This is a genomic window from Streptomyces sp. NPDC038707, from assembly GCF_040636485.1.
Classification (GTDB): Bacteria; Actinomycetota; Actinomycetes; order Streptomycetales; family Streptomycetaceae; genus Streptomyces.
Genome location: NZ_JBEZUP010000002.1, coordinates 343,388 through 368,452, shown reverse-complemented (window position 1 = coordinate 368,452; position 25,065 = coordinate 343,388). Strand labels below are relative to the sequence as shown.

Annotated in this window: 18 protein-coding genes, 1 pseudogene and 1 riboswitch; of the genes and pseudogenes, 11 read left to right on the top strand and 8 right to left on the bottom strand. The window is 74.1% G+C overall.

Features of this window, described 5'->3' with window-relative positions; translation table 11 throughout:
* Positions 1 to 366: 366 nt before the first annotated feature.
* Complete coding sequence (locus AB0E62_RS04265; RefSeq protein ID WP_362187764.1) at positions 367 to 1,164, bottom strand: hypothetical protein; 798 nt, start codon at positions 1,162 to 1,164, stop codon at positions 367 to 369.
* A 347-nt stretch (positions 1,165 to 1,511) separates the two neighbouring features.
* Here AB0E62_RS04265 and AB0E62_RS04260 point away from each other — a divergent pair, with 347 nt between their 5' ends.
* On the top strand, positions 1,512 to 2,477 hold the full coding sequence (locus AB0E62_RS04260; RefSeq protein ID WP_362187762.1) for a nucleoside hydrolase: 966 nt from the start codon (positions 1,512 to 1,514) through the stop codon (positions 2,475 to 2,477).
* 390 nt (positions 2,478 to 2,867) lie between these two features.
* On the opposite strand, the gene AB0E62_RS04255 is transcribed toward AB0E62_RS04260, so the two are convergent.
* The gene (locus AB0E62_RS04255) at positions 2,868 to 3,977 is read right to left on the bottom strand and encodes a HoxN/HupN/NixA family nickel/cobalt transporter (RefSeq protein ID WP_362187759.1); all 1,110 of its coding nucleotides are present in this window, start codon (positions 3,975 to 3,977) and stop codon (positions 2,868 to 2,870) included.
* Between the two features lie 24 nt (positions 3,978 to 4,001).
* A riboswitch (cobalamin riboswitch) is annotated at positions 4,002 to 4,187 on the bottom strand.
* A gap of 78 nt (positions 4,188 to 4,265) precedes the next feature.
* On the opposite strand from AB0E62_RS04255, the gene AB0E62_RS04250 reads away from it, so the two are divergent.
* Together AB0E62_RS04250 and AB0E62_RS04245 are read left to right on the top strand one after the other, a co-directional pair.
* Positions 4,266 to 4,616: a metalloregulator ArsR/SmtB family transcription factor gene (locus AB0E62_RS04250; RefSeq protein WP_362187756.1), complete on the top strand. Its 351-nt coding sequence runs from the start codon at positions 4,266 to 4,268 to the stop codon at positions 4,614 to 4,616.
* A gap of 80 nt (positions 4,617 to 4,696) precedes the next feature.
* Complete coding sequence (locus AB0E62_RS04245) at positions 4,697 to 6,355, top strand: glycoside hydrolase family 13 protein (protein ID WP_362187753.1); 1,659 nt, start codon at positions 4,697 to 4,699, stop codon at positions 6,353 to 6,355.
* 34 nt (positions 6,356 to 6,389) lie between these two features.
* Here AB0E62_RS04245 and AB0E62_RS04240 read toward each other — a convergent pair whose 3' ends face one another.
* Both AB0E62_RS04240 and AB0E62_RS04235 read right to left on the bottom strand, forming a co-directional pair.
* Positions 6,390 to 7,619: a hypothetical protein gene (locus AB0E62_RS04240; RefSeq protein WP_362187750.1), complete on the bottom strand. Its 1,230-nt coding sequence runs from the start codon at positions 7,617 to 7,619 to the stop codon at positions 6,390 to 6,392.
* A 79-nt stretch (positions 7,620 to 7,698) separates the two neighbouring features.
* On the bottom strand, positions 7,699 to 8,862 hold the full coding sequence (locus AB0E62_RS04235; protein WP_362188101.1) for a PP2C family protein-serine/threonine phosphatase: 1,164 nt from the start codon (positions 8,860 to 8,862) through the stop codon (positions 7,699 to 7,701).
* Positions 8,863 to 9,025: 163 nt separating this feature from the next.
* Between AB0E62_RS04235 and AB0E62_RS04230 the strand changes: the two genes are divergently transcribed.
* Positions 9,026 to 9,508, top strand: coding sequence for a hypothetical protein (locus AB0E62_RS04230; RefSeq protein ID WP_362187748.1), 483 nt, complete (start codon positions 9,026 to 9,028; stop codon positions 9,506 to 9,508).
* A gap of 293 nt (positions 9,509 to 9,801) precedes the next feature.
* Positions 9,802 to 10,728: a hypothetical protein gene (locus tag AB0E62_RS04225; RefSeq protein ID WP_362187745.1), complete on the top strand. Its 927-nt coding sequence runs from the start codon at positions 9,802 to 9,804 to the stop codon at positions 10,726 to 10,728.
* Between the two features lie 51 nt (positions 10,729 to 10,779).
* On the opposite strand, the pseudogene AB0E62_RS04220 reads toward AB0E62_RS04225, so the two are convergent.
* A pseudogene (locus AB0E62_RS04220) lies at positions 10,780 to 10,974 on the bottom strand (PLP-dependent aminotransferase family protein); the annotation flags it as partial.
* 19 nt (positions 10,975 to 10,993) lie between these two features.
* Positions 10,994 to 12,340 (bottom strand): PLP-dependent aminotransferase family protein, encoded by a 1,347-nt coding sequence (locus AB0E62_RS04215; protein ID WP_362187742.1) that lies wholly within the window; start codon positions 12,338 to 12,340, stop codon positions 10,994 to 10,996.
* A gap of 88 nt (positions 12,341 to 12,428) precedes the next feature.
* Between AB0E62_RS04215 and AB0E62_RS04210 the strand changes: the two genes are divergently transcribed.
* The 4 genes from AB0E62_RS04210 to metG all read left to right on the top strand — a co-directional run bounded on the left by AB0E62_RS04210 (position 12,429) and on the right by metG (position 18,667).
* Positions 12,429 to 13,217 (top strand): alpha/beta fold hydrolase, encoded by a 789-nt coding sequence (locus AB0E62_RS04210; protein ID WP_362187740.1) that lies wholly within the window; start codon positions 12,429 to 12,431, stop codon positions 13,215 to 13,217.
* A 51-nt stretch (positions 13,218 to 13,268) separates the two neighbouring features.
* The gene (locus tag AB0E62_RS04205) at positions 13,269 to 15,212 is read left to right on the top strand and encodes an FUSC family protein (RefSeq protein ID WP_362187737.1); all 1,944 of its coding nucleotides are present in this window, start codon (positions 13,269 to 13,271) and stop codon (positions 15,210 to 15,212) included.
* An 86-nt stretch (positions 15,213 to 15,298) separates the two neighbouring features.
* Entirely contained in the window at positions 15,299 to 16,828 is a 1,530-nt protein-coding gene (locus AB0E62_RS04200; RefSeq protein WP_362187735.1) for a VWA domain-containing protein, read from the top strand.
* A 123-nt stretch (positions 16,829 to 16,951) separates the two neighbouring features.
* A complete protein-coding gene (metG, locus tag AB0E62_RS04195; RefSeq protein WP_362187732.1) occupies positions 16,952 to 18,667 on the top strand; it encodes a methionine--tRNA ligase in 1,716 nt (571 codons plus the stop codon).
* Between the two features lie 72 nt (positions 18,668 to 18,739).
* Here metG and AB0E62_RS04190 read toward each other — a convergent pair whose 3' ends face one another.
* Positions 18,740 to 20,083, bottom strand: coding sequence for a polysaccharide lyase family 1 protein (locus tag AB0E62_RS04190; RefSeq protein WP_362187729.1), 1,344 nt, complete (start codon positions 20,081 to 20,083; stop codon positions 18,740 to 18,742).
* Positions 20,084 to 20,229: 146 nt separating this feature from the next.
* Here AB0E62_RS04190 and AB0E62_RS04185 point away from each other — a divergent pair, with 146 nt between their 5' ends.
* The gene (locus tag AB0E62_RS04185) at positions 20,230 to 20,952 is read left to right on the top strand and encodes a nucleotidyl transferase AbiEii/AbiGii toxin family protein (protein WP_362187727.1); all 723 of its coding nucleotides are present in this window, start codon (positions 20,230 to 20,232) and stop codon (positions 20,950 to 20,952) included.
* Positions 20,953 to 20,968: 16 nt separating this feature from the next.
* On the opposite strand, the gene aspS is transcribed toward AB0E62_RS04185, so the two are convergent.
* A complete protein-coding gene (aspS, locus tag AB0E62_RS04180; protein ID WP_030609535.1) occupies positions 20,969 to 22,732 on the bottom strand; it encodes an aspartate--tRNA ligase in 1,764 nt (587 codons plus the stop codon).
* Positions 22,733 to 22,885: 153 nt separating this feature from the next.
* On the opposite strand from aspS, the gene AB0E62_RS04175 reads away from it, so the two are divergent.
* Positions 22,886 to 25,063 carry a SpoIIE family protein phosphatase gene (locus tag AB0E62_RS04175; protein ID WP_362187724.1) on the top strand — a complete coding sequence of 726 codons (2,178 nt, stop codon included), beginning with the start codon at positions 22,886 to 22,888 and terminating at the stop codon, positions 25,061 to 25,063.
* Positions 25,064 to 25,065: the final 2 nt, after the last annotated feature.

Genomic DNA, 25,065 nt, shown 5'->3' with positions numbered 1-25,065 from the left:
CGGGGGGCGGATACGGCGGTCTCAGCCGCCCGTCTCCTGGACCGCCGGTGCCGGTTCCCGCGGCGTGTCGGCGGCGCCGGCCGGGCCCGCGTTGGCCGCCAGCAGCAGACCGGACGCGGCGATCACGGCCGCGGCGACACCCCGGGCGGCACAGGCCCACCCGGCCGGGCGTACGCGGGGGCGGACGGGGGGTGCGCAGGGTGCGGATGTACGTCCGGGCACGGCGACCTCGCAACACAACGGCGGAGCGTCAAGCATGCTTGATCCACCGTTCAACCTAGGCGCAGTCGCGTCCCGACGGCAAGGGCGGCCTGGGGCCTTGGGGCCCGGGGGGAAGCGGCGGGTGCGTGCCGAGCGGTGTGGTCCTCACACCTCCGCGCGCTCCTGCCGGCGGATGTCGGCCAGCCGCAGCGCACCGATCTGGACGGCGGCCTGGGTCGCCTCGTTCGGTACGTCGCCCAGGCCGGCGTTGGTGAGCGCGAAGGCGTCCTCGCCGACCCGGACGGCGGCCACGTCCATCGTGAGCAGGAACCGCTGCCCGTCGGAACCGGTGGCGGCGCAGGTGACGCGCAGCCCCTGGCGCGCGTCCCCGACCTCCGGCAGCGGGGCGTCCCTCACCTGCACGTCCTCCAGCAGCCCCAGTTGGGTGGCGGCCGTGAACCGGGCGCAGCGCACCGGCATCTCCGCCAGCCAGGCCAGCGCGGCGTCGACGTCCGCCGGGCGGCGGGCGCCGATCTGGAACCGCAGCTGGGCCTCGGTGTCGGCGTCGTCCAGGCCGACGGCGACGCGCGCCGGGGCGCCGAGGAGTTCGTCCATGTAGAGGGCGTCCAGCAGCCGTTGGCACTCCCCGGTCGCGGTGCGGCTCTTGAGCAGCCCGTCCCGCCAGGTGGCCGCACCGCGCGTCGCGGTCCAGGGGGCGCCGAGGTCGGTCTGGGTGATCAGCGCGGCCTGCGCCTGTTCGTCGCTGAGCGTGGACCCGTCGGCCCGCCGGGACGCCTGGGCCGACGCCGGCCGGTCGAGGGTGGGCAGCGGGTGCGGGGCGCTCGCCGGGTGGTTCAGCTGGAGGGCCGCGCAGCCTCCGCCGAGCAGCAGGCCGGTGGCGAGGAGGGGGAGCGCGACGGCGCGGGGGAGGCGGGGGACGCGCGGGGGTATCGCGGGGGACATCGGTGCCTCCTGGACTGCGTGCGGCCGGCGGGGTGCCTGGTCTCACGGCACCACCGGGCAGAGCCGCCCACCAGCGCTCGGCGCCGTACGGGTGAGGGCGTACGGGCACCGGGGGCGTTCCGCGCGACGGCCCGTACGGCCGCTGCCGCCGTCCCGTCCGTACGGCCACTGCCGCCGTCGTCCCGTCCGTACGGCGCGCCCCGCAGTGCCCGCAGCGCCCGCAGTGCCCGCAGTGCCCGCAGCGCCCGTCGAGCACGACGGCACGGCGACCGTCCCGGCGCGCTCCGGGACGCAGAGCCTCGGCAAGTCCTTCTGTTCTAGGGTCGGCTGGACGGAAGGAGACCGCCGTGACCGGTCAGCCCGTGCCCGTGATCATCGACTGCGACACCGGCGTCGACGACGCCCTGGCCCTGCTCTTCGCCGTGCGCCATCCCGGGCTCGACCTGCGGGCCGTGACCTGCGTGGCCGGGAACACCGGCGTGGACGGGGTGGTCCGCAACACCCTGACCGTGCTCGAGCGGGCGGGCGCCCCCGACATCCCGGTGGCGCGGGGCGCCGAGCGCCCGCTGGTCGAGCCGGCCCGCCGGGCGCCGGTGCACGGTGCCGACGGCATGGGCGACCTGGGGCTCCCGGTGCCCTCCCGCGTCCCGGCGGACGTGGACGCGGTCACCCTGCTGCACCGGGAGATCCTGGCCTCCCCGCGCCCCGTGACGCTGATCCCGACCGCCCCGCTGACCAACATCGCGCTGCTGCTGCGCACCCACCCCGGGGTCACCCGGAACATCGAGCGGATCGTGTTCATGGGCGGGGCGGTGACCACCGGGAACGCCACCCCGGTCGCGGAGTTCAACGTGTGGCACGACCCCGAGGCGGCGGCGGTGCTGCTGACGGCGCAGGTGCCGATCACCATGTACGGGCTGGACGTGTTCCGGCGGGTCGTCGTGCCCGGCGCGGAGGTGCGCCGGCTGCGGGCGAGCGACGAGCCCGGCGCCCGCCTGGCCGGGGACCTGCTCAGGTGCCGGCCGACCTCGCAGGGCGGGGAGCCGGGGACGGAGGAGGCGGGCGGTCTCGGCGACGCGGGCGCGGTGTGCGCGGTCGCCGATCCGGCGGGGCTCACCACCCGGCTGCTGCCGGTAGAGGTCTGCCTGGCGCCCGGCCCGGCCCGCGGCCAGACCGTCGTGGACCTCAGGCCCGGTCCCGGCGAGGCCGAGATCCACGACGACGGCCCCGAACGAGCCCGGGTGGACGTGGCGTTGGACGTGGACGTGGAGCGGTACGTGAAGCTGTACCTGGAGACGGTGGAACGGTCCTAGGCCCTGCCGGGCGGCGGTCCGGGGCGCGGCGAGGGTTTGGCGTTCGCCGCCTTCCCGCCGCTCGGGCCGGCCGCGCGGCTGCTGCCGGACGGGCTGCCCGGCGCCGGACCGACCGGGGGTGTCCCGGGGCCGCCCGGTCCGGCTCGGCGTGCCGGCCGCGGCGCCGCCCGCGGTCGCCCTGCCGCTCGCCGACCGCTCGGCGCGGGCGCGGCGGCCGCCCGCGCGGACCGGGTGACGGCGGTCCTCCGCGGGGCGGCCGAAAGCCTGGACGGCGGACCGCCGATGGCCTCCGCGCTGTCCCGGCGGATGAGGCCGCCATGACCGTCCTGCCGCCGATGCTCCGCCACACGCCGCCCCAGCCGGTGGTCCGCGCCGCGCTCGCCCGCCGGCTCAGTCGGACGGCGCCGCCCGTACCGCCCAGCGCTCCTCCACCCGTGCCAGCCGCCAGTACGCCAGCGCCGCCGCCCACACCGCCACGAACAGGCCGACGATGAGATAGCCGACGTTGTCCAGGTCGAGGCCGGCCACCCAGCCGGTCACCGGATCGGCGAGGCCGAACTTCTCGTGCACCACGCCGACCAGTTCGATCGTGCCGATGAAGAAGGCCACCGCGATGGACAGGCCGGTGATGGCGAGGTTGTAGAAGACCTTGCGGACGGGGTTGGCGAACGCCCACTGGTAGGCGAAGTTCATGAACGTGCCGTCCAGGGTGTCGAACAGGCTCATCCCGGCGGCGAAGAGCAGCGGCAGGCACAGGATCGCGTACCAGGGCAGGCCGGCCGCCGCGCCCGAACCGGCCATCACCATCAGGGTGACCTCGGTGGCCGTGTCGAAGCCGAGGCCGAAGAGGAAGCCCAGCGGATACATCTGGCCCGGGCGGGAAACGGACTTGGTCAGCCGCCCCAGCAGCCGGTTCATGAACCCCCGTGACTCCAGGTGCCGTTCCAGCTCCGTCTCGTCGTACGCGCCGGCGCGCATCGCCCGGAAGACCTTCAGGATGCCGGCGAGGGCCATCAGGTTCAGGGCGGCGATGAGATAGAGGAAGGACCCGGAGATCGTCGTACCGAGCGCTCCGAGCACCTGGTGGGTGGCGGAACCCTCGTTCATCACCTTCCCGGCCAGCGAGGTGCCGCCCGCGATCAGCAGGGCCAGCAGCACGACCACGCTGGAGTGCCCGAGGGCGAACCAGAAGCCCACCGACACCGGCCGCTTGCCGTCGGCCATCAGCTTGCGGGTGGTGTTGTCGATCGCCGCGATGTGGTCGGCGTCGAAGGCGTGCCGCACACCGAGGGTGTAGGCGGTGATCCCCAGGCCCACGCCGAACACCTGGGAACCCACCTGGTAGTGCCGTGGGGCGACCAGCAGATAGAGGATCCCGAAGGCGACGACGTGCAGGGCGAGGATCACCACCAGCAGCCCCGCCGTCTTGACGGTGTCCTCGCGTCGCCAGCGGAACGAGGGGTGCGCGGACTCGGACAGAGACGTCCCGGGCAGGTTCATATGGTCAGCTCCAGCACCTCGTGGATCTTTCTGAGCTGCCGTGGCCGGTCTCCTGGCTTACGGGTCACACGTCCGCCGTCCCTGCCTTCCCGGTCGTACGACCAGTGGCCCGGCGGTGTGCCGGACGGAACGGGAACTCCCCGATCACAGTGGCGAGGGCCGCGTCGACCTTGCATCGACTTCCCGAGCACCACGGCCCGCCCACCGTAGAGGGGCACGCGGTTTCCTGCATAGCTGCGCATTCACGCAGGTATGCAAGATCACACCGGGGCCTGTCAGGATGGGCGCATGCATCTCGTGCCTGCCGACCGTGCCGATCGTCGGACCATCGACGGTCACCGGGTGTGTGACGCGATCGCCGCCATCGGCGACGCGGGGCGTGTGCGCGCCTGGGCCGGCCGTTTCTCGTTGCTGGCCGACGCCAACCGGCTCGCGCTGCTGCTCGCGCTGCACCGGACCGGACCGCTGGCCGTCTCGGACCTGGCCATCGCCACGGGCATGAACGACCCGGCCGTGTCCCAGGCCCTGCGGCTGCTGCGCGCGGCGGGGGTCGTGGCGGGGGAGAAAGAGGGGCGCGTGGTGCGCTATCGGGTGGTGGACGAGGACGTACGGGGCCTGTTGGAGCACTGCGCCGGCTGATCGCCCCGGAAAAGGTTCCCTTTCGGGCAATGTGGACAGATACAGATTCCGTAACTGTCGTCCGTCCCTAGGGAGCCCGCATGGCAGACCGCCCGCCGGACCTCTCGTCCAGGAACCCCGACTGGTGGCGTCAGGCCGTCATCTACCAGGTGTATCCGCGCAGTTTCGCCGACGCCGACGGCGACGGCCTCGGCGACCTGAGAGGCCTGACCCAGCGGTTGTCCCACCTCGCCGCGCTCGGCGTCGACGCCCTGTGGCTGAGCCCCTTCTACCCCTCCGAACTCGCCGACGGCGGCTACGACGTCATCGACCCGCGCGGGGTCGACGAACGCCTGGGCACCCTGGACGACTTCGGCGCCCTGGTGGGTGAGGCGCACCGGCTGGGGCTGAAGGTCGTCGTGGACATCGTGCCCAATCACACCTCCCATCTGCACCGCTGGTTCCAGGAGGCGCTGCGCGCCGGGCCCGGCTCGGCCGCCCGGGAGCGGTACGTCTTCCGGGCGGGGCGCGGGGCGCACGGCGAACTGCCGCCCACGGACTGGCAGTCGGTGTTCGGCGGCAGCGCCTGGCGGCGGGTGGCCGACGGGGAGTGGTACCTGCACCTGTTCGCCCCCGAGCAGCCCGACCTGAACTGGGACAACGAGGAGGTCCGCGCCGACTTCCGCACCACCCTGCGGTTCTGGTCCGACCGGGGCGTGGACGGCTTCCGCGTGGACGTCGCGCACGGCCTGGCCAAGGACCTCACCGAGCCGCTGCGGGACCTCGGCGCCCTCGGCACGGCCGGTGAGGCGGCCCTGGCGCACCTGCCGCCGGGCAGCCACCCGTACTGGGACCGGGACGAGGTGCACGAGATCTACCGCGACTGGCGCAAGATCTTCGACGCCTACCGCCCGCCGCGCATGGCCGTCGCCGAGGCCTGGGTCCCGGACGACCGCCGGGCCCTGTACGCCCGCCCCGACGAACTCGGCCAGGCCTTCAACTTCGAGTACCTGGAGGCCCGCTGGGACGCGGAGGAGCTGCGCGGGATCATCACCGGGGCGCTGGACACGGCCCGCGCGGCCGGTGCCTCCGCGACCTGGGTGCTGTCCAACCACGACGTCGTACGGCACGCCTCCCGGCTGATGCTGCCGCCCGGCACCGGCCCGGACGCCTGGCTGCTCACCCACGGCACGGCGCCCGCCGTCGATCCGGCGGCCGGACTGCGCCGGGCCCGGGCGGCGACGCTGCTGATGCTGGCGCTGCCCGGCTCGGCGTATCTGTACCAGGGCGAGGAACTCGGCCTGCCCGAGGTCGCCGATCTGCCCACGGAGGTGCTCCAGGACCCGATCTGGGAGCAGACCGGCCACACCCGCAAGGGCCGCGACGGCTGCCGGGTGCCGCTGCCGTGGACGACGACCGGACCGTCGTACGGCTTCGGGCCCGGTGCCGGCTGGCTGCCGCAGCCCGCGTCCTTCGCGGCGTACGCGGTGGAGGCGCAGTCCGGTACGGAGGGCTCCACCCTGGAGCTGTACCGCACGGCCCTGCGGCTGCGCCGCAAGCTGCTGGACGGCGAGACGCTGGCCTGGACCCCGGGCGCGCCCGCCGGCGTGCTGGACTTCACCCGTACCGAGGCCTGGCGCAGCGTCACCAACCTGGGCGACGGGCCGGTGCCGCTGCCGCCCGGCGAGGTCCTGCTGAGCAGCGCACCGTTGCCGGGCGACGGGGTGCTGCCGCCGGACACCACCGTGTGGCTGGCCTGAGCGCTTCCGGCCGGCCCGGGCCCGCTTGCCGGGCCTACGGCGCGGCCTGGAGACGGCCCAGCTGCCGCTGGACGTTCTCCAGCGCGCCGCGCCGGCGCCCGGGCACCCTGAGGCGCAACTCCGCGAGCGCGGGACCGAGTTCGCGGGCCCGCGCGGGGTCCTCGATGCGGCCCCACTGGTGGTGGGCGCGGTCCACGGCCGCCTCCACGGCGGGCGCGTCCGCCGCCTGCCCGGCGGCCAGCCGGGCCTCGGCCACCGCCAGCCAGGCCCGGCAGCTGCGCGCCGGGTCCCCGGCGAACATCGCCAGATCGGCCCGGACCTCCCGCCAGTGCAGCGCCTGCTCGGACCCGCCGCCGTACGCCCGCGCGGCGGCCTCCTCGTACCGCGCGGCCAGTCCGTCCGCCTCGTGATGCCGCCCGCCCTGTACGGCGGCGCTGATGGCGGCATGGGGATCGGCGGCGGGTCCCTCCGCCGCCCCGCCCCGGACGGCCCCGGGCACCGTGACCGTCCCGCCCCGGACCTCGCCGACCGGCACCTCGCCGGGCGGCACCACGCCGGGCGGCACCACGCCGGGCGGCCCGGGGACGCCCCGCCCGGGGCCGTACGGGGCCGCCGGTGCCGCCCCGGCCGCCGTGTGACCCCCCGCGTGCGCGAGCAGCAGGTTGCCCCGGGTCTCCTCCGGGATCCGGCTCAGGGTCTGTTCGTGGAGGGTGGCCAGTGGCGGGCGGTGGCCGCTGCGCAGCAGGGTGGCGACCGTCTTCATGTACGCCGGCCCGGCCAGGCCCCGCCGGGCCGGCGGGGCGACACGGCCGTACACGGCGGTGTACGGGCCGCAGTCCAGGCCGCGCTCGGTGAGGTACTTCCAGGTCTCGGCGTCGGCGTGCAGATCGACGACGAGCGCGGTGTCCGCGGCCGAGCGCAGGCGCAGCTCCTCGCGGATCCAGTGCCAGGGCAGCGCGGTGTAGCGGACGGTCGCCGGGGTGGTGCGGGCCAGGGCCAGATGGGGCCGGTGCTGGCGCCGGTCCAGGTGCAGCTGGCCGGTGACGTACACGGTGAGCGGCCCGGGCGCCGCCGCGGCGGCCCGCAGCCGGGTCAGCACGGCCTGCGGCTCCAGCGGGTCGGCGAGTTCGACGACGTTCGCCGTGTCGGCGCCGGACAGCACGGCGGGGGCGACGGCCGCCAGCACCGGCAGGACGCCGGCCGCGTCCACCAGGCGCCCCCGGCCCACCGGCGAGGCCGCGAGCAGCAGCACCGTTCCGGGCATCGTGCCTCCCCCTGTCACCTGGTCCGCTGGATCCGGTCTTCAGCCAGCACCGTAACCGCTGGCGCCGCGCACCGGGGCCTCAGTACCGCAAACGTCCCTGTTCGAGGTCTTCTCCCGGCGGGCCCCCGCCGCCCGGCAGCCGGCGCACGGCGAAGATCGTGGTGTCATCCGCCAGCCGGCCCCCGGTGTGCCGCAGCACGCCGTCGCGGACCCGGCGCACCAGCCGGTGCGGGGCGGCCCGGCCCGGGTCGGCGCGGACCGCGCAGGCGATCTCGCGGACCAGGTCGTAGAACGCGCCGGGCCCGTCGCGGGCCTCGGTCACCCCGTCGGTGACCAGCAGCAGCGTCTCGTCCGGCGCCACCGGCACCCGGCGCACGGGCGGCATCCGGCCCTCCGCGAGATCGGCGCAGCCCAGCGGCATCCCCTCGCCGCTGGGCAGTTCGCGCACGCCGCGCGGGCCGACGAGCAGCGGAGGTTCGTGACCGAAGTTGACGAGCTCGAGGGTCTCCGGCGTGTCCGCCGGGAAGGCGATCAGGGCGGCCGTGGCGAACCGGTCGCCGTCGGCGGCGCCGAGCGCGGCGGTGTGGGAGCGGTGCCGCAGCATCCGGATCTCCAGCCGCTCGGCGACGGTCACGAGATCCTTCTCGTGGTACCCGGCCTCGCGGAACGTGCCGAGCAGCGCGGCGGCGGCCTCCACCGCGCCGAGTCCCTTGCCCTGCACGTCGCCGACCAGGACACGGGTGCCGTGCGGGCTGGGCTGGATGTCGTAGAAGTCCCCGCCGACCCGGGCCTCGACATCGGCCGCCAGGTACACCCCCGCCTGCTCCAGCCCGGCCCAGTCGGGCGGCAGCGGGCGCAGCACGGTGCGCCGGGTGGTGTCGGCGATGTCCCGGATGTGCACGACCTGCCGTTCCCGGCGCACGCGCACGGCGGCGGCGAGGGTGGCCAGGACGCCGCCGACGGCGACCAGGATGAAGTCGCCGAGCCCGGCCTGGTACTGCTCGGGCCAGGCGCTGTCCACGAGGACGTACGTGGCCACCGCCAGCAGTCCGTACACGGCCGTCGTCCACACCCCGCAGACCGCCGAGGAGATGCCCGGCACCAGGACGATCCAGGAGATCATCCGCAGCCTCTCCCCGGTGGCGAAGTCCAGCAGGACGACGCCGGTGAGGAGCAGCAGCGGGGGCAGCCAGGCGACGCTGCGCCCGCGCACCCGCAGCAGCGGTCGCCGCCCGTACTCCATCCACGTCACGGCCGGCAGCCCTCCATGTCCTCAGCGAAGCACGGGGCACCCCCGCACGCATCCGGGCACCGGGCACCCTCCCGGCCGAGTTGCCGGGCCACCTGCCCCGGTGTGCCCTGGTAGCGGAGGCAGATCGGGGGCGAGGAGAGAGAGGAGTGCTCTCATGGCTCAAGCGGCACCCGCGCCCGGCGGCATGTCCCGGCCCGGCCGCACGCCCGAGGTGGAGGGCCGGGCGAGCGATGTCCCCGCCCGTCCGCCCGACGTCTTCGACGCCCGCGCCCACCGGACGGCCCGGATCGCCGTACCGGTCGTTCTGGGCCTCGTCTACGGCTACTGGGCGGCGGCCAACGACCGCTCCGGCGGCCCGATCACCGGCTGGAACCTGCTGCTCGGCTTCGTCAGCGCGCTGGTGTTCGCGGTGCTGTGCGCGGCGCTGCTGGCGCTGGCGCCCCGGCTGCCGAGGGAGGTGCACGCGCTGCTGTGGACGGCCTTCGTGGGCTGTGCGTTCGGCTTCCTGTACGCCCAGTCCGGCAGGCCGGTGCTGCGCAGCGTGCTGATCGCCCTGCTGGTCGCGGCGGCCACGTTCATGGCGTTCTTCTACCGCTACTACACGCGGGAGGACGCCTTCGGGCGCCGGATCCGCTGAGCGCGTGCCCCGGCGCACGGCGTGGGTCCCGGCCGGCCGCCGGGACCCACGCGTTTCCCCGCACGCCCCTGCGCCCCACCCGAGCGGGGGCCCGGCTCCGGTCCGGCTCCACGACCCATGAGAAGCCGGCCGCGCCGGAACCACCCAGCACCAGCAAACACCCGTCCGGGTGATCCCTCCACCGGAGAGCCGCTCCGCGGCCCGGGCCCGCCCTTGCGCCGCACGGGTGCTTCCGCCGCCCGGACGCAGTGCTCCCGGTCGCGCCCGGGAGCCGGGGGGACTTGCCTGGGCATGTGCCCTCACGACGCCTCAGGAGCGCCCTGTCGGCCGTACTGATCAGCCTGTCCTGCCTCCTCGTCCCGTTCGGCGCGCTGGCGGCCTGGGCGGCGTACGGGCTGGCCGACACGGGCCGGTACGTCACCGCCATGGCGCCGCTCGCCGCCGACCCGGCCGTGCGGGAGGCCGTCGCGGACACCGTCGGCGACGGCCTCCTGCGCGCCGTGGACCAGCGCCTGGACGTCCGCCCGGCGCCCGGCACGGTGCGCCCGTTCGTCCGCGACGCGGTGCGCTCCTTCACCCAGACCCGGGCGTTCCGGCTGGCCTGGGACACCGGCAACCGGATCACCCATGACGCCGTGCTGCGGGCCCTGCGGGAGCGGGACGAACGCGCCGTCACCGTCGACCTGGCCCCCGTCACCGCCCAGGTCAAACGTCAGCTCGCCCGCGACCACGTGCCCCTCGCCGCGCGCATCCCGGTGGAACACACCGCGGTCGCCGTGCTCCCGGCGGGCCGGCTGGCCGCGCTCCGGAAGGGGTTCCACGTGCTCGAAGTCGCCGGTACCTGGCTCCCGGCCGCGTCCGTGGCGTTCGCCGCCGGCGGGGTCGCGCTCGCCGTGCGCCGTCGCCGGGCGGTGGCCGCGACCGCGCTGGGCACGGCCCTCGGCGGCGCGCTGCTGATGCTCGCGCTGCGCGTGGGGCGCGCGCTGACCCTGGCCGATCTGCCCGCCGACGCGTCGCACGGCGCGGCGGGCGCGGTCTACGACGCCCTGACCGGCTCGCTGCGCTCGGCCGCCTGGCTGCTGCTCGGCCTCGGCCTCGCCGTCGCCCTCACCGTCTGGCTCACCCGCCGGCTCCGCCTGCCCCGCCCCGCGCGACAGCGGCGACCGTCCCCGGCACCGGCTCCCCCGCCCGCCCCGGCACCGACCCGAGCCCAGGCCTGACCCCGGCGACCACGCTCCCCCGGCCCCGCACGCCCGCCACGGATCGCCCCCTCACCCCCCGGTCACGGCTCCACCCTCCCGAGCCAAATCGGCGAGGGCCGCCAGGGCCCGGGACAAATCCCGCTGCGGTGCCGAACCGAGACCGATCCTGACCGCGTCCGGAGCCCGGCCGGAACCGACGGCGAACGCCGTACCCGGGGTGACGGCGATCCCCCGGTCCAGCGCGGCGGCCGTGAAGGTGTCCGCCCACCACTGGAACGCCCCCTCACCCCCCGGTCACGGCTCCACCCTCCCGAGCCAAATCGGCGAGGGCCGCCAGGGCCCGGGACAAATCCCGCTGCGGTGCCGAACCGAGGCCGATCCTGACCGCGTCCGGAGCCCGGCCGGAACCGACGGCGAACGCCGTACCCGGGGTGACGGCGATCCCCCGGTCCAGCGCGGCGGCCGTGAAGGTGTCCGCCCGCCACGGCGCCGGCAGCTCCCACCAGGCGAAGTACGCGGCCGGGTCGGAGCGTACGGCGAACCCGGCCAGCCTCTCGGCGAGCAGCCGCTGGCGGCGCCGGGCGTCCTGCCGTTTGGCGGCCACCAGCCGGTCCACCGTGCCGTCGCCGAGCCAGCGCACCACCGCCTCCAGCGCGAAGCCGCCCGCGCTCCACCCCCCGGACCGGACGGCCCGCGCCACCGCGTCGGCGCGGCCTTCGGGCGCGACGACGAAACCGGCGGTGAGCCCGGGCGCGATCCGCTTGGACAGGCTGTCCACCAGGTGCACCAGGCCGGGCGCGAGCGCGGCGAGCGGGGGTGTGCCGCCCGGCTGGAGGAAGGCCCAGATCCGGTCCTCGACCACCGGTATCCCCAGCCTGTGGACACAGTCGGCGAGCCGCCGCAGCCGTTCGGCGCCCACGGTCAGCGAGGTCGGGTTGTGCAGGGCGGGCTGGAGGTAGAGGGCGGACAGCGGCGCGCCGCGGTGGGCGTCGGCCACCGACTCGGGCAGGGGCCCCTCGGCATCCGTGGCGAGCGGCACGAGGACCAGCCCGAGGCGCGCCGCGATCTCCTTGACCAGCGGATACGTCAGCGGCTCCACCCCGACCCGGCCGCCCGGCCGGGCCAGCGAGGCGAGGGCGGCGGCGATGGCCTGGCGGGCGTTGCCGGTGAACACGATCCGTTCCGGACCGGCCCGCAGCCCGCCCTGGGCCAGCAGGGCGGCGACCGCCTCCCGGGCCGCCGGGGTGCCCGTGGCGGCGGCCGGCCGCAGCGCCTGGCCGAGCGCGTCCGGCCGCAGCAGGGTGGTGAGGGCGGGGGCCAGCAGCTCCGCCTGGCCGGGCGCGGTGGGGTAGTTCAGCTCCAGGTTCACCAGCGGGGCACCGGCCGCCTCGGTGAGGGCGAGCCCCGGCTGTCCGTCCGGCGCGGTGGCCCGGACGAACGTACCGCGCCCGACCTCGCCCACCACCAGTCCCCGGCGCACCAGTTCGGCGTACACCCGCCCCGCCGTGGACGGCGCGATGCCCCGGCGCCGGGCGAACGCCCGCTGCGGTGGCAGCCGTTGCCCCGGGCGGAGCCGTCCGCCGGTGATGTCGGCCGCGATCCGGTCGGCGATGCGCCGGTAGTCGTCCACAAGTCCCCCTCGTCCCCGGCGCGTTGGATTGCACCGAGGGCAAAGATTTTATTGCGCCGAGCAGAAGGCCGCACCTAGGGTCATGCCCATGCCCCCCTTCCTCGCATACACCGACAAAGGCCCCGAAAACTCCTCCCGGGTTCCCCTCGTTCTCGTCCACGGCCACCCCTTCGACCGCACGATGTGGGACCCGCAGCTGGCCGGGTTCTCCGCCGGCCGCCGGGTGATCGCCCCCGATCTGCGCGGCTACGGCGCCTCCCCCGTGACCCCCGGCACGGTCCCGCTCGCCCGCCACGCCGAGGACATCGCCGAGCTGCTGGACCACCTGGCCGTGGACTCCTTCGCCCTGGCCGGCCTGTCCATGGGCGGCCAGATCGTCATGGACTGTCACGACCGCTTCGGCGACCGGATCCGCGGCCTGGTCCTCGCCGACACCTTCCCCGCCGCCGAGACCCCCGAGGGCAAACGGGGCCGCAACGCCATGGCCGACCGGCTGCTGGCCGAGGGCATGCGGGGCTACGCCGACGAGGTGCTGGAGAAGATGGTCGCCCCCTACGCCGACCCCGAGGTCAAGGCGCACGTACACCGCATGATGACCGCCACCCCGCCCGAGGGCGCCGCGGCGTCCCTGCGCGGCCGGGCCGAACGCCCCGACTACCGCGCGCTGTTGACCAGGGTCGCCGTGCCTGCCCTGGTCCTGGTCGGCGCCGACGACACCTACACCCCCGTCACCGACGCCGAGGAGATGCACGCGGCCCTGCCCGACTCGGCCCTGCACGTCATCGAGGGCGCCGCCCACCTGCCCAACCTGGAACGCCCCGAGGAGTTCAACCGCCACCTCGCCGCGTTCCTGACCAGGCTGGACGAGAACGCGTAGCCCGCCCGACGGCAAACGCACCGAAATTCACCACTCCCCCATAATGGGCGCATGCCCCGAGAGTTCCCCATCGGCCTGACCCCTCCCGACTGGCTGATGCGGAACCTCAGACCCCAGCAGGCGCCGGTCAACCGGGCCGCCGTGCTCCGCGCGGCCATCGCCCTGGCCCTCCCGCTGGCCGCCGGCCTCGCCGCGGACCGCCCGGCCTACGGAGCCCTCGCCTCCATGGGCGCCCTGTCCGGCGTCATCGGCGACACCGCCGACGCCTACCGGATGCGGGTCCTCAACATCGCCGTCCCCCAGCTCCTCGGCGCGGCCGGCGTGACCCTGGGCACCCTGGCGTACGGGCACGGCTGGTACGCGGTCGCCGCGGTCACCGGCGTCGCGCTGGTCTCCGGCATGATCTCCACGATCGGCGCGGTGGCCTCGGTGTCCGGTCTGCTGCTGCTCCTGAACTGCGTGGTCGGCGCGGGCCTGCCGCTGCCGTCCCCCTGGTGGCTGGCCCCGGCCCTGATGACCGGCGGCGGCCTGCTGGTCCTGCTCCTCGCCCTGCTGTCCTGGCCGCTGCGCGCGGGAGTCCCCGAACGGACCGCGGTCGCCGCCACCTACCGCGCGGTGGCCGACCTGCTCGCCACCGCCGGCACCGACCGCGCCGAGGCCTATGAGGAGGCCCGCCGCGCGGTCACCCAGTCCCTGAACGAGTCCTACGACCTGATCCTGGCCCGGCGCGCCCGCCACCACGGCCGCAGCCCCGACCTGACCCGGCTGCTGGCCCAGCTGAACGCGATCACCCCGGTGATCGAGGCGGCCCCCGCCGCCCACCTGGCGGCCCGGCCGCTGTGCCCGCGGATCCCCGCGGCGGTCCGCGACCTCGCCCGCAGGGTGGCGACGGACACGGCCCCCCTGCCGCCCCTGGACCTGCCCGTCCCCACCACGGAGACGGCCCGGGCGGTGGACCACGCCCTGCGCCACACCGCCGAGGTCGTCGCCGCGCCCGACGTGGACCCGCGGGGCATCGACGACCGCCTGGGCCGGCCGGCCACGCTCGGCATCCGCACGGCCCGCGCCGCGCGCAACGTCGTGCTGTCCGCCGGCTCCTGGCGCTACGGCGTCCGGCTGGCCCTCTGCATCGGCCTGGCCCAGGCGCTGGTGTCACTCGTCCCCGTACCGCGCTCCTACTGGGTCGCGCTGACCGTCACCTTCGTCCTCAAGCCGGACTTCGGCTCGGTGTTCTCCCGCGCCCTCATGCGGGCCGTGGGCACGGTGGCCGGCCTGGTGGTGGCGGCGGTGGTCCTCGCCGAGGTCCCCCTGGGCTGGTGGGACGTCCCGGTGATGTTCCTCCTCGCGCCCCTGATCCCGGCGCTGACCCCGCGGGGGTACGGCTACCAGACCGCGGCCATCACCCCGGTCATCCTCCTGCTGTCCGACGTCCTCAACCGCCAGGGCACGGCCCTGCTGCTGCCCCGGCTGAACGACTCGCTGATCGGCTGCGCGATCGCCCTGACCGCCGGCTACCTGTGCTGGCCGGAGAGCTGGCACACCCGGGTGGGCGACCGGCTGGCCGGCGCGGTGGCCGACACTGCGCTCTACGTCGAGCGGGCGTTCGGCCCCGGCACCGACCCGGCCGCGCGGGCCCGGATGCGCCGCCGGCTGTACCGGGACCTGTCCGTCATCCGCACGGAGTTCCAGCGGGCCCTGACCGAACCACCGCCGACCGGCCGGCGGGCCGCCGCGTGGTGGCCGCTCGTCGTGGCGGTCGAGCGCATCGTCGACGCCACGACGGCGGCCCGGGTCCGCGTCAAGCACGGCGCGGCACCCCCGTCGGCGGCGGAGATCGCGCAGGTGACCCTGCAACTGCGGGAGCTGGCCGAAGGCGTACGGCGGGCGCGGACCCTGACCGCCGTACGCACCGACCTCACCGGGCCCGCGGACAGCGTGCTGGAGCCGTTGCGCCAGGAGGTGGCGGCGGCCCGCTCGATCACGTCGCCGCGTTGACCGGTCCGGCATCCTCGGGCCGCTAACCTTACGTGTCCGTCCTGGCCAGCGATCACGGGCTACAACTCACGCGAAGGGGTGCGCACATGGGCATTCTCACTCTCCTGCGGAACGCGTTCGGCCGCTCACGCAAGCCACGAGCCACCGAGCCGGAGGGTGCCCCCGAGACTCCCGAGCAGCCCCCCGTCCCCGAACCCCGCCAGTCCCCCACCGAGGACCACGACCTGGTGACAGCGGCCTTCGACCACGTCAAGATCCCCCACCAGACCCCTCCGGAGCCGACAGAGCCGACAGAGCCGACGGCAACGACCCCGGAACCGGAACCGGAAGCGGCGACGGAAGCCGTCCCGGAGCCGGACGCACCGCCGAAGCCGACAGCCGAACCGGAACCGGAGCCGGAGGCGGCAGCGGAGCCCGAGCCCGAGCCGCCCACCCAGACAGCCCCGCAGGCCGCCGTCGGCGAGGAGGCCTCACAGAAGCCACCGGCACCCGACGACGAGACCCGCACAGGCAGCGCGAGCGGGAACACCCCCACCGAAGCCCAAGCCGAAGCACCCGCGGACAACCACCCGCAGGCCACCGACGACGACACCACCCCACACGAACCACCCGCACCCGACCACGAAACCCACACGGACAGTACGGACGGGAACACCCCCACCGAAGGCGAAGCCGAGGCACCGTCGGGCACCGACCCGCAGGCCACCGACGACGAGACCGCACCTCAGGGGACACCCGCACCCGACGACGAAGCCCGCGCGGGTGGTGCGGACGGGAACACCCCCACCGAAGGCGTAGCCGAGGCACCGTCGGGCACCGACCCGCAGGCCGCCGACGGCGAGACCGCACCTCAGGGGCCACCCGCACCCGACGACGAAGCCCGCACGGGTGGTGCGGGTGGGAACACGGACGCCGAAGGCGAAGCCGAGGCGGTCCCGAAGCCCAAACCCGCCACCCCCCTCGCCAAGGTCAAGACCCGCACCCCCTCCCTCGCCGCCGCCTACAAGGCCGCCACAGCCACCCTCAGGAAGAAGGACCTCACCGGCACCCGAGCGAAGCTCTACCTCGTGCTGGACCGCTCCGCGAGCATGCGCCCGTACTACAAGGACGGTTCCGCCCAGGCCCTCGCCGACCAGGCCCTCGCCCTCGCCGCCCACCTCGACGCCGACCCCGCGGTCCACGTCGTCTTCTTCTCCACGGAGGTCGACGGCACCACCGACCTCACCCTCGCCCCCGGCCACGACACGAAGATCGACGACGTGCACGCCGGCCTCGGCCGCATGGGCCGCACCAGCTACCACGCCGCCGTGACCGCCGTACTCGGCCACTACGACACGCACGTCAACAGCGACACGGTCCCCGCCCTCGTCGTCTTCCAGACCGACGGCGCCCCCGACGCCAAGACCCCCGCCACCCAGGCCCTCACCGAGGCCGCGCAGACCCACCCGGGCGTCTTCTTCTCCTTCGTCGCCTTCGGTGATCACGACAACAAGGCCTTCGACTACCTCCGCAAGCTGAAGACCCCCAACGCGTCCTTCTTCCACGCCGGCCCCGCCCCCCGCGAGCTGACGGACACCGAGCTGTACGAGGGCGTCCTCGCCGACTGGCGTCCGTGACGCACCGTAGTGCCCTGGCCGCCCCTTCCCGGTCCGCGAAACGGGAAGCGGGCGGCCCACCCGTGTCGGCTACGATTTGAAGGTTCGAAACCGCAGAAAAGCAGCGACCTGGGAGCAGCCACGATGGCTCGACACCTCATCACCAGCGCCCTTCCGTACATCAACGGGATCAAGCACCTGGGCAACATGGTGGGGTCCATGCTCCCGGCGGACGTGTACTCCCGGTATCTGCGCCAGCGGGGCCACGAGGTCCTCTACATCTGCGCGACCGACGAGCACGGCACCCCCGCCGAGCTGGCCGCCAAGGAGCAGGGCCTGCCCGTGGCGGAGTTCTGCGCCCGCGCGCACGACGCGCAGAAGGCGGTCTACGACGGCTTCGCGCTCGCCTTCGACTACTTCGGCCGCAGCTCCAGCCGGCAGAACGTCGAGATCACCCAGCACTTCGCCCGCAAGCTGAACGAGAACGGCTTCATCGAGGAGCGGGCGATCCGCCAGGTCTACAGCCCGGCCGACGGCCGCTTCCTGCCGGACCGCTATGTCGAGGGCACCTGCCCGCACTGCGGCTACGACAAGGCCCGCGGCGACCAGTGCGAGAACTGCACCCGCGTGCTGGACCCGACCGACCTGATCGACCCGCGCTCGGCGATCTCCGGCTCCACGGAGCTGGAGGTCCGCGAGACCAAGCACCTCTTCCTGCTCCAGTCCAAGCTGGAGAACGAGGTCCGCGAGTGGGTCGCCCGGCACGACAAGGACTGGCCGCAGCTCGCCTCCTCCATCGCCCACAAGTGGCTGACCGAGGGCCTGCACGACCGCGCGATCACCCGCGACCTGGACTGGGGCGTCCCGGTCCCGGCGGACACCTGGCCGGAGCTGGCGGCCGAGGGCAAGGTCTTCTACGTCTGGTTCGACGCCCCGATCGAGTACATCGGCGCGACGAAGGAGTGGGCCGACCAGGACCCGGAGAACCGGGACTGGAAGGCGTGGTGGTACGAGGCCGACGACACCGTCCGCTACACCGAGTTCATGGCCAAGGACAACGTCCCCTTCCACACGGTGATGTTCCCGGCCACCGAGCTGGGCGTGCGCGAGCCGTGGAAGAAGGTCGACTACGTCAAGGCGTTCAACTGGCTGACGTACTACGGCGGCAAGTTCTCCACCTCGCAGAAGCGGGGCGTCTTCACCGACCAGGCCCTGGACATCCTGCCCGCCGACTACTGGCGCTACTTCCTGATCGCCAACGCTCCCGAGTCGGACGACTCGTCCTTCACCTGGGAGCACTTCACCGCCACGGTGAACAAGGACCTGGCCGACACCCTCGGCAACTTCGTCAACCGCGTGCTGTCCTTCTCCAGGAAGCGGTTCGGCGAGGAGGTCCCGGCCGGCGGCGAGCCCGGTGAGGCGGAGGCGCGGCTCGGCGAGGAGATCGCCCGTCTGCTCGCCGAGTACGAGGAGCAGATGGAGGCCCTCCAGTTCCGCAAGGCCGCCGCCGCGCTGCGCGCCCTGTGGTCGGCCGGCAACTCCTACCTGGAGGAGAAGGCCCCCTGGCTGGAGATCAAGACGGACAAGGAGGGCGCGGCCCTCACCCTGCGTACGGCGATGAACCTGATCCACCTGTACGCGGTGGTCTCCGAGCCGCTGATCCCGGCCACCTCGGCGGCGATGCGCGGCGCGTTCGCCCTGCCGGACGACTCCGCCGTCTGGGTCTCCGCCGAGGAGGCCAAGGCCCTGGCCGCCGTCCCGGCCGGCACGCCCTTCACGGTCCCGCCGGTGCTGTTCGCCAAGCTGACCGACGAGGACCTGGCCGCGTACAAGGAGCGCTTCGGCGGCGAGGAGGGCTGACCCCGCCGCTTCCGTCCGCGTGAGGAGGGCGCCGGGCCGTCGCGGCCCGGCGCCCTTTCGCGTACGGCGGGGTTACTTCAGCACGCCCGCGCCGGTGGTGCCCGCCAGTTCCGCCGGCAGGTTCTCCGCCGAGGTCTGAAGGCCCGCGGTGAGCGCCGGGGTCCAGTTCACGGTCGTCCTGATCTTCTTGGAGCTCGCTGCGTTGTAGGCGGCGACCAGGTCGGTGACTGTGCCGTTGACCAGGTTGCCGCTGCCCGCGACCGCGCCGGTGCCGTCGCCGCTGAGCAGCTTGGCGACCTTGCCGCCGCTCGGCACCGTCCAGTAGTTGGCCTGCGCGACGACCTGGGCCCCCGCGCGGGAGTTGATGCTGTACTGGGGCGCGTAGCCGTCGACGGCCGTCGTGTCGTACACGTTGTTGTAGAGGTGGATCTGGCCGAGGCGGGCCAGCGGGGCCCGCTGCACGATTCCCTTCCACACGTTGTGGTGAATCGTCACACGCAGCTTGCCGGTGCTGTCCTTGTCGCTGGAGCCGATCAGCATCGTCTTGTCGTGGTCGGTGAACCGGTTGCGCTCGACGGTCACCAGGTCGGAGCCCTTGGTGATGTCCAGGGCCCCGTCGTGGATCTGGTACTCGCGGCCGAAGTACTTCGGGTTCGCCTTGTCGAAGTGGGGGGCGTCGGTGAACGTGTTGTGGTCCGCCCAGACGTGGGTCGCGCCGCGCAGGGTGACCGAGTCGTAGTTGCTGTTCCAGTTGCCGTCGTCGCCGTCGGTCGGGTCCCACTGCGGGAAGCAGTCCTCGGTGGCGGAGAAGGCCAGATTGCGGACGATGACGTTGTCCACGTTCTGGATCTGGAGCATGCCGCCGGTGATCCCGGCGCCGGTGCCGGGCACGCCCACGATCGTGGTGTTGGCCGGCACCTTGAAGACGATGGTCTTCGCCTGCTTGTCCTGGGCGGCGGCTCGGGCCTTCTCCTGGGTGCCCGAGGGCAGCTTGGAGCGCCCGTAGACGGCCGGGTCGTAGGCCTTGAGGTAGGCAGACAGCGAGTAGCCGGTGCCGGCCGCGTAGTCGGCGCAGGTCAGCTTCCTGCCGCTGTCGTCGGTGTTGGCGTCGATCGTGCCCTTGACCTTGATGACGCGGGGCGTGGTGTCCGAGGCCGAGCCGAGCGCCTTCACGAGCTGGGCGCGGGTGGAGACGGTGAAGGTGTGCGCGGAGTCGGCCTTCGCGCCGCCGGTGGTCCCCGTGCCGGAGGCGGCCCAGCCGTCCTTGGCGGGGAGGGTCTGGTGGTACAGGTCGACGCCGTCGGCGTGCGCGTTCAGCACGAACACCCCGGCGCCCGCACCCGCGGCCAGGACGGCTGCGGACACGGCGAACAGGCGCCGCTTGCGGAGGGACCGGCGGTGGGAGGGAGCTGCCACGGAGGAGTCCTTAAAGTCTGTCGTACATGTCTTACGACTCCTCAGTGGCCGCCCGGGGAGGGAAGGTTGCCGCCGGCGCGCGCGAAATTCTCACGCGGCCTCCCCGGTGTCGCTTCCCGGGGGCGGGAGGCCGCAGAATCGTCCGCGTGGAGATCACCGAACCCCATCGCCGGCTCCTCGCGGACGCCGCCCCGGCGGGCGGCCCGTACGGCCTGGTGCTGGCCGGCGGCTACGCCCTCCAGGCGCACGGCCTGCTGAGCCGCCCGCACGCCGATGTCGACCTGGCCACCGAGAGCGCCGAGACCATGGAGCGGATCGCCGCCGCCGTCGGCGCGGCCCTGGAGGAGCGGGGGCGGCGGGTGACGGCCGGCGCGGTCACCGCGCTGACCGCGCGGCTGACGGTGACCGACCCGCCCACCGGCGAGCCGTGCGCGCTCGCGCTGCACAAGGAGACGTTCTGGCAGCCGCCGGAGCCGACCGGATACGGCCCGGCGCTCTGCCTCGCGGACGCCGTGGGGACGAAGATCCGCGCGCTGTACGACCGGGGCGCGGCCGTCGATCTCGTCGACGCCCGCGCCTGCGCGGCCCGGTTCTCGCTGCCGGACCTGGAGGAACTGGGCCGTCGGCACGCCCACGACCCGTTCGACCTGCCCACCCTCCAGTCACGGCTGACGGGCACCGACTTCTACGCCGACCGGGACTTCCTCCGGTACGGCCTGGCGGAGGGCGACATCGCCGCCCTGCGCGCCTGGGCCCAGCACTGGTCCGACGACATCGCCGAACGGCTGCTGGAGGACGGCGCGTCCCCGGACGCACCGTCCGACGACGCACCGTCCGACGACGCTCCGTCCGACGAGCAGGGCGGCTGAGCCCCGGCGTTCCCGCTTACTTCGGCTGCGGCTTGCGGATGTCCAGGTGCAGCTCGCGCAGGCGGGACTCCTCCAGCTCGGTCGGGGCGCCCATCATCAGGTCCTGGGCGTTGCCGTTGAGCGGGAAGGCGATCGTCTCGCGGATGTTGGGCTCGTCCGCGAGGAGCATGACGATCCGGTCCACGCCCGGGGCGATGCCGCCGTGCGGCGGGGCGCCGAAGCGGAACGCGCGGAGCATGCCCGCGAACTCGCGCTCGGTGGTCTCACGGTCGTAGCCCGCGATCTCGAACGCCTTCAGCATGATGTCCGGCTCGTGGTTCCGGATCGCGCCGGAGGACAGCTCCACGCCGTTGCAGACGATGTCGTACTGCCAGGCCAGGATGTCCAGCGGGTCCTGCGTCTCCAGCGCCTCCATGCCGCCCTGCGGCATGGAGAACGGGTTGTGCGAGAAGTCGATCTTCCCGGTGTCCTCGTCCTTCTCGAACATCGGGAAGTCGACGATCCAGCAGAACCGGAAGACGTTCTCCTCGAAGTGGCCGGCGCGCTTGGCGGCCTCGACGCGGACCGCGCCCATGATCTTGGAGACCTCGTCGAACTCACCCGCGCCGAAGAAGACCGCGTGGCCGGGGGCCAGCGACAGGCGCTTGGTCAGCTCGGCGACGTTCTCCTCGGTGAGGAACTTCGCGATCGGGCCGGACAGCGTGCCGTCCTCGCCGACCCGGACCCAGGCCAGGCCCTTGGCGCCCAGCGACACGGCGAAGTCGCCGAGCTGGTCGAAGAACTTGCGCGGCTGGTCCTGGACGGCCGGCACCGGCAGGGCGCGCACGTGCTTGCCGGCGAACGCCTTGAACTCCGAGCCCTCGAAGACATCGGTGATGTCCACCAGCTCCAGCTTGGCGCGCAGGTCCGGCTTGTCGGAGCCGTACTTGAGCATCGCCTCGCGGAACGGGATCCGCGGGAACGGGGAGGTGACGTGCCGGCCGCCGCCGAACTCCTCGAACAGCTCGGTCATCAGCTGCTCGATGGGCTGGAAGACGTCCTCCTGCTCGACGAAGCTCATCTCGACGTCGAGCTGGTAGAACTCGCCCGGCGAGCGGTCGGCGCGGGCGTCCTCGTCGCGGAAGCAGGGCGCGATCTGGAAGTAACGGTCGAAGCCGGAGATCATCAGCAGCTGCTTGAACTGCTGCGGGGCCTGCGGCAGGGCGTAGAACCGGCCCGGGTGCAGCCGGGAGGGGACCACGAAGTCACGGGCGCCCTCGGGGGAGGTCGCCGTCAGGATCGGGGTGGCCATCTCGTTGAAGCCGAGCGCCGTCATCTTCTGGCGGATGGCGCCGATGACCGCCGTACGCAGCATGATGTTGCGGTGCATGCGCTCGCGGCGCAGGTCCAGGAAGCGGTACTCCAGGCGCCGCTCCTCGTTGACCCCGTCCTCGGTGTTGATCGTGAAGGGCAGCGGCTGGGCAGCGCCGAGCAGCTCGACCTCGGCGACCTCGACCTCGATCTCGCCGGTGGGCAGATCGGGGTTCACGTTCTCGGTTCCACGTGAAACAACGCGGCCGTCGACGCGGACCGTGGACTCCTTGGAGATCGTGTCCAGTGCCTCGTACGCCGGGGTGCCGGGGCGGGCGACCAGCTGCGTGATGCCGTAGTGGTCGCGCAGATCGATGAAGAGGATGCCGCCCAGGTCGCGCCGATTGTGCAGCCAGCCACTCAGCCGGACGTCGGTGCCGACGTCAGAGGCGCGGAGCTGGCCGCAGGTGTGGGACCTGTACCGATGCATCGTCGTTCATCCAGTCTGTGCGGATCGGGTGTCGCCAGGCGGGTACGGCCTAGGCCATCCCAAGGGTACCGGGCACCCCATGAACGACTCCCCACCATTACCGCCCGCCCGCCTAGGTGGCAGCCATCGGGCCCCCCTCCATAAAGTGGGGCAATGCGCACCGGTGAGCCCCTGCCGTCCGTCGGGGAGGTCCTCGCCGCCCTCGCGACCGGACTGTGGCACTGGGACACGGCTGCCGGACTGGTCACCCTGGACGCGGAGGCGGCACGGCTGCTCGGGCTGCCCGCCGAGCCGGTCACCCTCACCGAGGCCCAGACCCGGGCCCGGCTGCACCCCGTCGACTGGAACGAGATCACCGGAGTGGTGCGGCTGGCCGCCGACGAGGGCACCCTCGCCGAGGTCCGCATCCGGGTCATGGACGCCGGGGGCACCGTCCTGCGGGTGGTCCGCAGCCGCTCCAAGCCGTCCTTCGACCCCGAGCGGCGCACCTACGAACTGATCGGCACCCTCCAGGAGGTCACCGAGCCCGCCCCCGGCACCGCGGCGGCCCGCAGCGCGGTCACCGGCGACTGGCGGCGCTCCCGGGAGGCGTTCCTGCTGGACGCGGGCCGGGCGCTGGCGGAGGCGCGGTCCACGGCCGAGGTGCTGCGGGTGGCCGGCGGCCTGTCGATGCCGGGTTTCTCCCCGGACGGGCTCGTGGTCTACGGCGTGGAGGGCGACCGGCTGACGATCACCGGCCAGCACGGACACCACCCCGGCGACATGAACCCCTTCTCCCACATGCCGCTGGACACCGACTACCCGGCCGCCGAGGTGGTCCGCACCGGCCGGGCCGTCTATCTGTCCTCCCCGGAGGAGTACCGGGAGCGCTACCCGGCCACCTGGCCGCTCGCCCGGCGTTTCGGCCGCCGCTCGTGGGCGTTCCTGCCGCTGACGGCCGCCGGGCGCACCAGGGGAGCCTGGATGGCCGCGTTCACCTACCCGGTGGCGTTCACGCCCGACGAGCGGGCGGTGCTGACCACGGTCGCCCGGATGCTCGCCCAGGCGCTGTCCCGGGCCGGCGCCGCCGAGTCGGAGCGGGAGCTCGCCGAGGGCCTGCAACGCTCCATGCTGCCGTCGCTGGGCCCGGACATCCCGGGGCTGCGGATCGCCGCCCGGTACATCCCGACCGGCGGCGGGCTCCAGGTCGGCGGCGACTGGTACGACATGATCCCGCTGCCCTCCGGGCGCTTCGCGCTGGTCATCGGGGACGTGCAGGGCCATGACGTGCGCGCGGCCGGGATCATGGGCCAGCTGCGCATCGCGCTGCGCGCCTACGCCGCCGAGGGGCACCGCCCGGACGCCGTCCTCTCCCGCGCCGCCCGCTTCCTGCACGGGGTCACGGACGGCTCCGGGCCCGACGCCCTGTCCGACCCCCGGTTCGCGACCTGCCTGTACGTGGAGGCCGACCCGGCGACCGGCATGCTGGAGATCGCCCGCGCCGGGCACCCGGACCCGGTGATCCGGATGGCGGACGGCACGGTGATGATGCGGCCGACGGCGGGCGGGCTGCCGCTGGGCGTCGACCCGGACGCCGACTATCCGACGACCCGGTTCACCCTCGAACCCGACGAGACGCTGATGCTGTGCACCGACGGTCTGATCGAGACCGTCGGGCACGACCTGGAGAGCGGCTGGCGCCGGCTGCGGACGCTGCTGGAGGACCACCGGGCGGGCGAGTACCGCCAGGAGGACCTGGAGGGACTGGCCGACGCCCTGGTGCAGGCGGTGCACGGACCGTCCTCGCACCACACCACCGGCCCGCTGGCCGACCGCCGCGAGGACGACATCGCGCTGGTGCTGCTGTGCCGGCCGGCCGAGGCCCGCGGGCGCGGCGGCACCGGCGCGGCGGGGCCGCCGGTGCGGCGCACCCTGCTGTCGGTGGCCCAGGACGAGCCGGACCGGATCGCCGAGGCCCGCCAGCACCTGCGCGAGCTGCTGCACGACTGGGCCTCTTCCGACCAGGTGGACTCGGCGGTGCTGCTGGTCTCCGAGATGGTCACCAACGTGCTGGTGCACACCGACGCCGACGCGCTGCTGCTCGCCGAGGTCCTCCGCGCGGAGGGCGGGCGACGGCTGCGGGTGGAGGTCTTCGACACCGGGGACGACCTGCCGCACAAGCGCCGCCCCGGCGAGCTGGCCTCCTCCGGCCGCGGCCTGATGCTGATCGAGCTCCTCGCGGACACCTGGGGCGTGGCCCCCCGGGGCGAGGGCAAGAGCATCTGGTTCGAACTGCGGGAACGGACGGGCGCGGAGCCCCCCGGCACCCCGCCGGGGACATACGTGCCGTAGGC